The organism is Streptomyces sp. DI166 (assembly GCF_900091315.1).
GTDB lineage: Bacteria > Actinomycetota > Actinomycetes > Streptomycetales > Streptomycetaceae > Streptomyces > Streptomyces fuscus.
Window position 1 is genome coordinate 1 of sequence record NZ_FLSP01000166.1, and the last position, 10,467, is coordinate 10,467.

Annotated in this window: 9 protein-coding genes and 1 pseudogene; 3 read left to right on the forward strand and 7 right to left on the reverse strand. The window is 72.2% G+C overall.

Going from position 1 to position 10,467, the window contains the following annotated elements; all coding sequences use genetic code 11:
• A pseudogene (locus tag GA0115233_RS38525) lies at window positions 1-1,920 on the forward strand (histidine kinase); the annotation flags it as partial.
• A 51-nt stretch (window positions 1,921-1,971) separates the two neighbouring features.
• Here GA0115233_RS38525 and GA0115233_RS38530 read toward each other — a convergent pair.
• The 6 genes from GA0115233_RS38530 to GA0115233_RS38555 all read right to left on the reverse strand — a co-directional run bounded on the left by GA0115233_RS38530 (window position 1,972) and on the right by GA0115233_RS38555 (window position 7,505).
• Window positions 1,972-3,612, reverse strand: coding sequence for a long-chain fatty acid--CoA ligase (locus GA0115233_RS38530; protein WP_093725258.1), 1,641 nt, complete (start codon window positions 3,610-3,612; stop codon window positions 1,972-1,974).
• Window positions 3,613-3,742: 130 nt separating this feature from the next.
• Window positions 3,743-4,303 carry a SigE family RNA polymerase sigma factor gene (locus GA0115233_RS38535; RefSeq protein WP_093725244.1) on the reverse strand — a complete coding sequence of 187 codons (561 nt, stop codon included), beginning with the start codon at window positions 4,301-4,303 and terminating at the stop codon, window positions 3,743-3,745.
• A gap of 146 nt (window positions 4,304-4,449) precedes the next feature.
• Window positions 4,450-5,595 (reverse strand): lipid-transfer protein, encoded by a 1,146-nt coding sequence (locus tag GA0115233_RS38540; protein WP_093725246.1) that lies wholly within the window; start codon window positions 5,593-5,595, stop codon window positions 4,450-4,452.
• Window positions 5,592-5,981 carry a MaoC family dehydratase gene (locus GA0115233_RS38545; protein WP_093725248.1) on the reverse strand — a complete coding sequence of 130 codons (390 nt, stop codon included), beginning with the start codon at window positions 5,979-5,981 and terminating at the stop codon, window positions 5,592-5,594. The genes GA0115233_RS38540 and GA0115233_RS38545 overlap by 4 nt, the downstream gene beginning before the upstream one ends.
• Complete coding sequence (locus GA0115233_RS38550; protein WP_093725250.1) at window positions 5,978-6,922, reverse strand: bifunctional MaoC family dehydratase N-terminal/OB-fold nucleic acid binding domain-containing protein; 945 nt, start codon at window positions 6,920-6,922, stop codon at window positions 5,978-5,980. Before GA0115233_RS38550 ends, GA0115233_RS38545 begins: the two co-directional genes overlap by 4 nt.
• Before the next feature lie 256 nt (window positions 6,923-7,178).
• Window positions 7,179-7,505 (reverse strand): hypothetical protein, encoded by a 327-nt coding sequence (locus tag GA0115233_RS38555; RefSeq protein WP_093725252.1) that lies wholly within the window; start codon window positions 7,503-7,505, stop codon window positions 7,179-7,181.
• A 359-nt stretch (window positions 7,506-7,864) separates the two neighbouring features.
• Between GA0115233_RS38555 and GA0115233_RS38560 the strand changes: the two genes are divergently transcribed.
• Both GA0115233_RS38560 and GA0115233_RS38565 read left to right on the forward strand, forming a co-directional pair.
• The gene (locus GA0115233_RS38560; RefSeq protein WP_093725254.1) at window positions 7,865-8,734 is read left to right on the forward strand and encodes a bifunctional DNA primase/polymerase; all 870 of its coding nucleotides are present in this window, start codon (window positions 7,865-7,867) and stop codon (window positions 8,732-8,734) included.
• Window positions 8,735-8,857: 123 nt separating this feature from the next.
• Window positions 8,858-9,295, forward strand: coding sequence for a hypothetical protein (locus GA0115233_RS38565; RefSeq protein WP_093725260.1), 438 nt, complete (start codon window positions 8,858-8,860; stop codon window positions 9,293-9,295).
• 130 nt (window positions 9,296-9,425) lie between these two features.
• Here the strand turns inward: GA0115233_RS38565 and GA0115233_RS38570 are convergent, their stop codons facing one another.
• Window positions 9,426-10,226, reverse strand: coding sequence for a hypothetical protein (locus GA0115233_RS38570; RefSeq protein WP_141689641.1), 801 nt, complete (start codon window positions 10,224-10,226; stop codon window positions 9,426-9,428).
• Window positions 10,227-10,467: the final 241 nt, after the last annotated feature.

Sequence of the window (10,467 nt, forward strand, 5' to 3'; positions counted from 1 at the left end):
GGGCGGCGGCGCAGGAGGCGGGTCCGCGTACGGTCTTCGCCCTGCCGCCGGCCGACGCCGACCGCGGGGAACAGCCCGCCCAGGGCCAGCCCGGGCAGGCCATGCCCGGCGCTCCCGTACCGCCCGCGCAGGCCCAGCCCGCCGCTCCGGTGCCGCCCGCGCAGGCCCAAGCCGCCGCTCCGGTGCCACCTGCGCAGATGCAGCCCGCCCAGGCCCAGGTTCCCGCCCAGGTCCCGGCTCCCCCCGCCGAGGTTCCCCTCGCTGAGGTCCCCGCCCCCGAGGTCCCCGTCGCCGACGAGGGCCGGCATGACGCCGTACCCCACGACCAGGCCCGAGGACCACACGCCGCCGCAGCCGCATCCGACGAGCGCGCCGACCGGGCGCAGGCGCCGGGTCATGCCCCCGACCGCCCAGCCCGGCCAACCCGCCCAGCCGGAACCGCAGCCCCAGCCGCAGTCGCAGCCCGTCGAGGACCAGGCCCAGCAGATCCCCGCCCAGCAGGCCCCGCAGCAGCTCCCGGTCGCGCAGGCACAACCGCAAGCCCAAGCGCAGACCCAAGCACCGGCACCGGGCCCGGCCCCCCAGCCCCCCGCCCCCGTAGCCGCCCCCTCCCCGCCGAAGCACCCCCCGCCGTGGCCACCACCCCGGCACAGGGCGTCCCGGCGCAGGGTGTCCCGGCCGCCCAGGGCACCCCCGCCCCGGTACCCCCTCCCCCCGGAGGCGGAGCAGCCGCGGGCGGCGCAGCCGTTGCCCGCCGAGGCCGCCGCGCCGGTGGACCCGAACTCCACGCAGGGGCGGGCGATCAGTGTGCGGACCCTGGGTCAGGGCGTGCCGTTCACCCGGCAGGCCGCGCAGGTGCAGCAGCCGACGCCGACGCCTCCCCCGCACCAGACCAACGGCGGCGGCCGGCGCCGCAAGCTCGGCACCCGCCAGGAGCCGGAGCCCACGCCCGTACCCCCGGAGCAGTCGGCGCGCCCGCACCCGCAGCCCGAACCGCCCAAGCCGCAGGCGCAGCCCCAGCCTCAGCCGTCGCTCGCCGGACAGTCCCGGCCCGCGCAGGCCACCGAGGGCACGGGGCGCTCGTACGCGATAGGCGCGCCGGACGAGAACGCCGCCGAGGGTCCGGAGCCGCTGGACGGTCCGGGCGGTGCGGTCGAGGTCGCGGACCCGCCGCGGCCGCAGCCGATGGACGACGAGCTGCCGCCGGAGCCGCTGGACAACCCGCGCCGACTGCTGGTGTGGCCCGCGCCGGACGTCACCACGCAGCAGGCGCTGAGCGACCGCGGCTACCGGCCCGTCATCGTGAACTCCCGCGAGGAGGTCGACGCGCAGATCGCCGCCTTCCCGGCCGCGCTGTTCGTGGACCCGCTGACCGGGCCGATCACCCGGACCGCGCTGCAGTCGCTGCGGCAGGCCGCGGTGGCCGCCGAGGTGCCGGTGATGGTGACGGCGGGGCTCGGACAGGCGTCGCGGGAGGCTGCGTACGGCGCCGACCCCGCCGTACTGCTGAAGGCGCTGGCTCCCCGGGACAGTGAGCAGCATCCGCCGCGGGTGCTGCTGATCGAGGAGCACGCGGAGATCGCGCTGGCGCTGACGGCGACGCTGGAGCGGCGCGGGATGCAGGTGGCGCGGGCCGCGAGCGACACGGACGCGGTGACCCTCGCCGGACAGTTCCGGCCGAACCTGGTGGTGATGGACCTGCTCCAGGTGCACCGTCGGCAGGCCGGGATCGTGGACTGGCTGCGCGCCAACGGGCAGCTCAACCGCACCCCGCTGGTGGTCTACACGGCCGCCGTCGACCAGGCGGATCTGCCGCGGCTGGCGTCGGGGGAGACGGTGCTGTTCCTCGCCGAGCGGTCGACCAGTCCCGAGGTGCAGACCCGGATCGTGGATCTGCTGGCGCGGATCGGGACCAACTAGACAGCGAGGGGCCCCAGCCGGCGCCGGGGGCCCCTCGCTGTCAGCGGCGGGTCAGATCTTGGTCACGTCCAGCGTGCCCTCCGCGTACTGCCTGCGCAGCACCTTCTTGTCGAACTTGCCGACGCTGGTCTTCGGCACCGACTCGATGACCGTCCAGCGCTCCGGGAGCTGCCACTTGGCGATGCCGGCCTGGTCGGCGAGGAAGGTGCGCAGGGCGGCGAAGTCGGCGGTGGCGCCCTCCTTCAGGACCACCGTGGCCAGCGGGCGCTCGCCCCACTTGTCGTCCGGGACGGCGACGACGGCGGCCTCGGCGACCTCGGGGTGGGACATCAGCGCGTTCTCCAGCTCCACCGAGGAGATCCACTCGCCGCCGGACTTGATGACGTCCTTGGCGCGGTCGGTGAGGGTCAGGAAGCCGTCCGGGCTGATGGTGCCGACGTCGCCGGTCTTCAGCCAGCCGTCCTCGCTGAACTTGTCGGCGGGGCGCAGGGGTTCGGCGTCGGGGCCGTTGTAGTAGGCGCCCGCGATCCACGGGCCGCGCACCTCCAGTTCGCCCGCCGACTCGCCGTCCCAGGGCAGGCGCTCGCCGCCGGGGCCGGTCAGCCGGGCCTCGACGGAGGCGGGGAAGCGGCCCTGGGTGAGGCGGTAGCCGAACTCCGCGTCGGTGCCGACCGCGTGGGCCGGGGGACGGGCGATGGTGCCGAGCGGGGAGGTCTCGGTCATGCCCCAGGCGTGGCAGACCCGCATGCCCAGCTCGTCGAAGGCCTTCATCAGCGAGGGCGGACAGGCCGAGCCGCCGATGGTGACCTGGGTGAGGGAGGAGACGTCGCGCGGCTTGGCGTTCAGTTCGCCGAGCAGGCCCTGCCAGATGGTCGGTACGGCCGCGGCGTGGGTCGGCTTCTCGCTCTCGATCATCTCCGCGAGCGGGGCGGGCTGCAGGAAGCGGTCCGGCATCAGCATGTTGACGCCGGTCATGAAGGTGGCGTGCGGCAGGCCCCAGGCGTTGACGTGGAACTGCGGCACCACGACCAGGGAGGTGTCCCGGTCGGTCAGGCCCATGGACTGGGTCATGTTGACCTGCATGGAGTGCAGGTAGATGGAACGGTGGCTGTAGACCACGCCCTTGGGGTCGCCGGTCGTGCCGGAGGTGTAGCACATGGCGGCGGCGGCGCGTTCGTCCAGCTCGGGCCAGTCGTAGCCGACCGGCTTGCCCGCGATCAGGTCCTCGTACTCGTGCACGCTCACGGACGACTCGGCGAGCGCGGCGCGGTCTCCGGGGCCGGAGACGACGACGTGCTCGACCGTCTTCAGGTGCGGGAGCAGCGGGACGAGCAGCGGCAGCAGGGAGCCGTTGACGATGACGACGCGGTCGGCGGCGTGGTTGACGATCCAGGCGAGCTGCTCGGGGGGCAGCCGGAGGTTGAGGGTGTGCAGGACCGCGCCCATGGAGGGGATCGCGAAGTAGGCCTCGACGTGCTCGGCGTTGTTCCACATCAGGGTCGCGACCCGCTCGTCGCCGGTCACGCCCAGGTCGTCGTGGAGGGCGTGCGCCAGCTGGGCGGCGCGGGCGCCGATCTCGGCGTAGGAGCGGCGGTGCGGTGCGTCACCGGTCCAGGTGGTCACCTGTGATGTGCCGTGGATCGTGGACCCGTGGGTCAGGATCCTGGAGATCAGCAGCGGTACGTCCTGCATGGTGCTCAGCACGGCGGTCCTCCCGGGGCGACATTGCCTACGCGGTGGTAAGGGTTGCGCAGATTCTGCGCGCATACCGCGCGGTATGTCACTAGGGAAGTGCGATCGATCACATCACGTTGACAGGGGATCAGCGTCCGGTGACCAGTTCCGGGTCCTCGCGGAGCTTGCCGAGCGCCCTGGACACCGCGGACTTCACGGTGCCGATCGAGACGCCGAGCACCTCGGCGGTCTGGGCCTCGCTGAGGTCCTCGTAGTACCTGAGGACGACCATCGCCCGCTGCCGGGCGGGCAGCTTCATGATCGCCCGCCACATCGCGTCGCGCAGCGCCTGCTGCTCGGCCGGGTCGGCGCCGGTCGGGCAGGTGACGGAGGGCTCGGGCAGTTCGTCGGTGGTGAACTCGTCGACCCTGCGCTTGCGCCACTGCGAGGTGCGGGTGTTCACCAGCGCCCGGCGCACATAGCCGTCCAGCGCGCGGTGGTCCTCGATCCGCTCCCAGGCGACGTACGTCTTGGCCAGCGCCGTCTGGAGCAGGTCCTCCGCGTCGCACGGGTTCGAGGTCAGCGATCTGGCGGTCCGCAGCAGCACCGGCTGGCGGGCCCGGACGTACGACGAGAACGACGGGTACGGCAGCGTGCGCGCCCTCGGTGCGACGGGCTGCGAAGCGCTGGTGCAGACGGGTGTGGTCATGGCTCAACGCTAGGAGCGGACCCCCTCCTCGCTCATCGCCCGGAGGTCCCGAAGCCGCGTCCGCCTCAGGTTGTAGGGGTGGGGTTGGCTCCACCTCCTGAGGGTGGACGAAGAGCTGAGGGCTACTGCGGGTTTACCCCTCAGGGTCATCCGTCCGCAGTGAGGATCAGTCCCGAGGTCGGCACTCCCGTCCCGGCGGTGACCAGGGCCCGACCGGCCCCCGGCACCTGGTTGACCGCCGTCCCCCTGATCTGGCGTACGCCCTCCGCGATGCCGTTCATCCCATGGAGGTACGCCTCGCCGAGCTGGCCGCCGTGGGTGTTGAGGGGCAGCTCGTCCGCGGCCACGAAGCCGGCGGCCTCGCCCCCGCCGCAGAAGCCGTACTCCTCCAGCTGCATCAGCACGAAGGGGGTGAAGTGGTCGTAGAGGATCCCCACGTCGATGTCGGCCGGTGTCAGTCCCGTCCAGCGCCACAGCTGCCGGGCCACCACCGCCGACTCCGGCAGGCCGGTGAGGTCGCCGGTGTGGAAGCCGGTCATCTGCTCCTGGCCGCGTCCGGCGCCCTGCGCGGCGGCGGCGATCACCGCCGGGGGCCGGGGGAGGTCGCGGGCACGGTCCAGGGAGGTGACGACGAGCGCCTGGCCGCCGTCGGTCTCCTGGCAGCAGTCCAGCAGCCGCAGCGGTTCGGCGATCCAGCGGGAGGCGGCGTGGTCGGCGAGGGTGAGGGGGCGGCCGTGGAAGTAGGCGGCCGGGTTGGTCGCCGCGTACCGGCGGGCGGTGACCGCGACCGGGCCGAACGCCTCCTCCGGGGTCAGCCCGTAGGTGTGCAGATAGCGCTGGGCGGTCATCGCCACCCAGGACGCCGGGGTGAGCAGCCCGAACGGCAGCACCCAGCCGAGCGCCGCGCCCTCCGCGGACGGCTCGCGGTGCTGCACGCCGGAGCCGAAGCGACGGCCCGAGCGCTCGTTGAACGCGCGGTAGCAGACCACGACCTCCGCCGCCCCGGACGCCACCGCGAGCGCCGCCTGCTGCACGGTCGCGCAGGCCGCGCCGCCGCCGTAGTGGACGCGGGAGAAGAAGGACAGCTCGCCGATCCCGGCCGCCTGGGCGACGGTGATCTCGGGGCTGGTGTCCATGGTGAAGGTGACCAGGCCGTCCACGTCGGCGGGTACCAGGCCCGCGTCGTCGAGGGCGGCCCGGACCGCCTCCACGGCCAGCCGCAGCTCGCTGCGCCCCGAGTCCTTGGAGAACTCGGTGGCCCCGATGCCGACGATCGCCGTACGGCGGTTCACGACGCGCCCCCGACGGTGATCCTCGCGGTGCCGGTGACATGGGCGCCGAGGCCGTTGGTGCCGGTGACGCGGACGGTGGCGGTGTCGCCGTCGACGGCCTCGACGCGGCCGGTCAGGACCATCGTGTCGCCGGGGTAATTGGGGGCGCCCAGGCGGATGGAGAGGGAGCGGAGGACGGACGCGGGGCCGAAGTGGTCGGTCAGGTAGCGGCCGACCAGGCCGTTAGTGGTGAGGATGTTCATGAAGATGTCCGGGGAGCCCTTCTCGCGGGCGAGTTCGGGGTCGTGGTGCACGTCCTGGTAGTCGCGGGAGGCGAGCGCGCCGGCCACGATCAGGGTGCGGGTGACCGGCACCGTCAGCGGGGGCAGCTCGTCGCCGGGCCTCATCCGGCCACCCGCCAGACGGGGAGGGTCAGTTCGTCGTCGTACGCCCGGAACTCGGCGCGCACCGGCAGCCCGATCCGCACCTTGTCGTACGGCACCCCGACCACGTTCCCGAGCATCCGCACCCCCTCCGCCAGCTCGACCAGGGCGACCGCGTAGGGCGGGTCGAAGGCCGGGAAGGGCGGGTGGTGCATGACGACGTACGAGTACACCGTGCCCTCGCCGCTCGCCCGCACGGTGTCCCAGTCCGGGCAGCCGCAGGCGTTGCAGCCGGGGAGCCAGGGATGGCGGAGGACCTCGCAGCCGGTGCAGCGCTGGATGAGGAGTTCGTGGCGGCGGACGCCCTCCCAGAAACCGGCGTTGTCGCGGTTGACGACGGGGCGGGGGCGGGGCGGGGTCTTCCTTGTGCGGGCCGGGGCGTACTTGAGGATGCGGAAGCGGTGGGTGCCGACGAGGTCGGGGCCGACGCGGAGATCGGTGCGGGTGGTGACGAAGTGGCCGGTGCCGAGCTTGGTGGTCTTGCGGTCGCTCACCGACTCGATGACCGTGTCGAAGGTGACCTCGTCGCCCGGCCGCAGGGGGCGCAGGTACTCCTGCTCGCAGTCGGTGGCGACGACGGAGGTGCAGCCCGCCGCGTCGAGCAGGGCGAGCAGGTCGTCGTAGGCGGCGGAGCGGACCTGGTGGCGGGAGAGGCCCTGGTGGGGGGAGCGGCCCTGGCCGGAGAGTCCCTGGTGGCCGGAGAGGCCGGCCATCGTCCACACCTGGAGCATGGTGGGCGGGGCGACAGCGTCGGGGCCGGTGTAGGCGGGGTTGGTGTCGCCCATGGCCTCGCACCAGTGGCGGATCATGGGCAGGTTGACGGGGTCCTTGCCGGTGGCGCGGGTGGCGGCGGGGCGGCCCTCGAAGGCCTTGAGCTGCGCGGTGAGGTGTTCCTCGCGATCCACGACTCCCTCCCTCCTCAAGGTTTCTGACTGTGTGTCAGATCCGGTGGGGAGTCAAGAGCACGTCCTGACAGGGGTGAGAAACGCCTGGGCGGCGATGCCGTGGCAGGGGTGAGAAACGTCTGGGCGGCGATGCCGTGGCAGGGGTGAGAAACGTCTGCGCGGCGATGCCGTGGCACCGCCGCGCAGACGCGTAGACCCCCAAGAGCACACCGTACGAAGGACCGTCGGCCGGTGCCGGTCACCGGCCGCGGTCAGTTCACCACCACAGCGGGGTGAAGCTGACCGCCACGTTGTCGTTGCCCTGGTTGATGGCGGTGAACGCGGACCCGTCGACCTGGGCGGTATTGCTCTGGTTCGAGGCGCCTGAGCCGATGGCCTGTTGCTGGGTCGTGGACGAGTTGCCGTTGTTGTTGCCGCCCACGCCGCTGCCGATGATGCCCTGCCAGGCGTTGGTGACGGCCGCGCTCGATCCGTCGTCCGCGATGGCGCCGTTGTCCGCCGCCGCGACACCGCCGAACAGGGCGGCGGCGAGCGGGAGGGCGGAGACGGCGGCGATGACGCGGGCGGTACGGATGCTTGCCATGTTGTTCCTCCAGAACGTTTCGCGAAGCTCGTCAGACACTTCCGGGTGCCTGAACTACGGCTCTGACCTGGGCAGTTGGCCGACCGCCCGGGTGATGATCACGACGTCGCGAGACCAGAGTTGCCCACCGAATCCCCGGCGAACCACCTCGGAAGCGACTATTCGCCCTCAAGCGTGATGACAAGTCGATAAACCCCCGTTCATGCGCAGAGGCCGCGCTTCGGTGCGGGAGGGGTGGCTCACCCCAAGCGGGACAGGGGATGAATGGTTCCGGCATGTTTCCGGCCATTCCACCCCGCCCGGCGTGCCGCACCCGAACCCCCCTTCCCTTTCTCGAACACACGTACGAACATAGAGGTATGGCCACCACAGACCGGCAGGCCACGACCCTGGCCCTCGCACACGCCCTGTCAGCCGCCGAACGCGGGCTGGCCGTCATCCCCCTGTCCCGGACGAAGCTCCCGGCCCTGCGCTCCCCCCACCGCGACACCCCCGACCCCGTCCCCTGCCACGGCGAATGCGGCCGCTACGGGCACGGCGTGTACGACGCCTCCACCGACCCCGACCGCATCCGCGAACTCTTCGCCGCGGCGCCCTGGGCGACCGGGTACGGCATCGCGTGCGGACTCCCGCCGCACTATCTGATCGGCGTCGACCTCGACACCAAGACCGGTACGGACGCCTCGGCCGCCCTGCGTGAACTGGCCCTGCGGCACCTGTTCACGATCCCCGACACCGTGGTCGTGCTCACCCCGAGCGGCGGACGCCACCTCTGGCTCAGCGGCCCGCCGGACGTGGTGGTCCCCAACTCGGCCGGCCGCCTGGCCCCCGGCATCGACATCCGCGGCGCCGGCGGCTACCTCGTCGGCCCCGGCTCCCGCACCGACCACGGGGTGTACAGCACGGTCCCGGGCACCGCGCACCTCGCCCCGGCGGCCTGCCCGCCCTCGCTGCTCCGGCTGCTGCTGCCACCGCCGCGGGTGCCGCAGTCGCCGGTGCCGCCGGCGGCGGGGGACCACGGGAAGGGGCTGGTGCAGTTCGTCCTCGCCGCGCACGAGGGGCAGCGCAACACCCGCCTGTTCTGGGCCGCCTGCCGGGCCTACGAGGACGGCATCGGCCCCGCCCTGGTCGAACCGCTGGTGGAGGCGGCCCTGAACACGGGGCTGACCGAGCGGGAGGCACGGGCGACGATCTCGTCGGCGGCGCGGCTGACGGGGCACCGGGGCTGAGATTCTGGCACCTGTCCGGGGTCCTGAAATCAAGGGCCTGTCCGGGGTCTTGAAATCAAGGGCCTGTCCGGGGTCTTGAAAATCAGGAGCCCGACCGGGGTTTGTTCCCTAAGGGTGCCGATCATGCCTCTGACACGCGTAGTGCTCCCCTCCGGCCGCCCGGTGGACCTGATGGACCTCCACCTGTCCTCGCCGTACGGCGGGATGCTGGAGGGCTACCCGTGCTCCCTGGTGAACAGGATGGAGATCGCCCGCCTGCTGAAGGCCGCGGAGCGCGTCTCGCCGTCGGGACCGGTGCACCTGATCGAGCCGGAGCGCGAGTATCCCGACGGGCGCGAGGGCGGGGGCGGGTTCGGCCCGGTGGAACTGATTCCGTCGGTGGCGTGCGTGGGCGTCTTCCGCTCGACCGTGATCGACCCTGCGCGGGACCCGGTCCTGCACCGGTCCCACCTGACGGTGGCCTGGTACCAGCCGACACCACAGGCCCCGTCGGGCGAGATCGACGACCATCCGCTGCGCGAACTGGCGTGGGAGGAACTGGCAGAGGACTACGAACTCTGAGGAGGCGGAGATCGGGCAGTTGACGCCGCTGCGGGCGGCGGGGCGGGTCAGTCCGGCAGCTTCGCGCTGAGGTCGAGAGCGTCGGCGAGGTGCTTGGTGACCGAGTCCTCGTCCTCCCGGCGGGCGGTGCTCACTGAGCCGCGAGAACCTCTTCCGCCATCTGTAGCTCCGTCACTGCTCCCGACGGTGCCGCGACACGGAACGTCTTGCCGAAGTCACTGAAGGATTCGTCGAGGTCCGTGGCCGGAGAGGTGACTCGCAGCAGGAACGGTGTGCCCTCAGCCGCGACATAGAACTCCAGCGGCCCGTCCGCACGCTCATAGGTGATCTTCGTGGCAGCCCGTTTCGCCACCCGCACCGACTCCTGGACCGGGGTGTCCTCGGCAAGTCGGTCCAACGCCGGGAGCCGCTCCTCCAGCCAGTCCCGGCGGGTTTTCGGCGCGCACATCCCACGGAAGGACTCGGACATGGCCGCGCCTCGCTTCACCCACCGATCCGCCATCACCTCTGCCCGCGCGGGATCCGCCTTGCTCTCGGGCGACAGTTCCAGGGCCTCCTGGCTGCCTCGTGTGTAGAGCGCGGACTCCGTAACGACGAAGTCGAGGTACGCCGCTCCGCTACGGGAGTGGGCCTCACACGTTTCCTGATCCCCGCCCAGGGCAACGCGCAGGGTAGTTGTCTCCCCATCCTTCTTGCGCCGGGTCGAATGGAGGTATTCCTGATCGAACGTCGCGTCGAGTGCCCTACGAATCAGCTCGGCAGCCTCGGTGCCACCGTTCGACGACGCCTTCGGGCTGCGTTTCCCACCGCTCGCAGCGGAGTCAGTCGTGCCCGAGCCGCATCCGGCCAGTGCGACGAGCACGACGGTCGCGCCGACGACAGCCCTCGTCGTTCTTCGGGTGTATCGGCCCGGTGCGTTGACGGCCGGCATGTGAATCCCCCCTGGGCCCATGATCCGTGGGCCGATGCCGCACCCACCTGTCGACTCGCATTCTCACCGATCGGTACTGGCTGAAGGCACCGGGGACCACGGTTCGAGCCACAGGGGCGGGGCACGAGAATGGCCCCGGACCGAATGCCGAGGTCAGGGGCCGTTCTCTGGTGCTGCGGTGGGTGTGGGATTTGAACCCACGGTGGCGCGAAGCCACGACGGTTTTCAAGACCGTTCCCTT

Bases quoted from the DNA above. Each gene is read 5' to 3' on its own strand.
- GA0115233_RS38565 (WP_093725260.1), top strand. From the start codon at position 8,858: ATGCCTCTGACACGCGTAGTGCTCCCCTCCGGCCGCCCGGTGGACCTG.
- GA0115233_RS38560 (WP_093725254.1), top strand. From the start codon at position 7,865: ATGGCCACCACAGACCGGCAGGCCACGACCCTGGCCCTCGCACACGCC.
- GA0115233_RS38545 (WP_093725248.1), bottom strand. From the start codon at position 5,981: ATGAGGCCCGGCGACGAGCTGCCCCCGCTGACGGTGCCGGTCACCCGC.
- GA0115233_RS38570 (WP_141689641.1), bottom strand. From the start codon at position 10,226: ATGCCGGCCGTCAACGCACCGGGCCGATACACCCGAAGAACGACGAGG.
- GA0115233_RS38530 (WP_093725258.1), bottom strand. From the start codon at position 3,612: ATGCAGGACGTACCGCTGCTGATCTCCAGGATCCTGACCCACGGGTCC.
- GA0115233_RS38535 (WP_093725244.1), bottom strand. From the start codon at position 4,303: ATGACCACACCCGTCTGCACCAGCGCTTCGCAGCCCGTCGCACCGAGG.
- GA0115233_RS38555 (WP_093725252.1), bottom strand. From the start codon at position 7,505: ATGGCAAGCATCCGTACCGCCCGCGTCATCGCCGCCGTCTCCGCCCTC.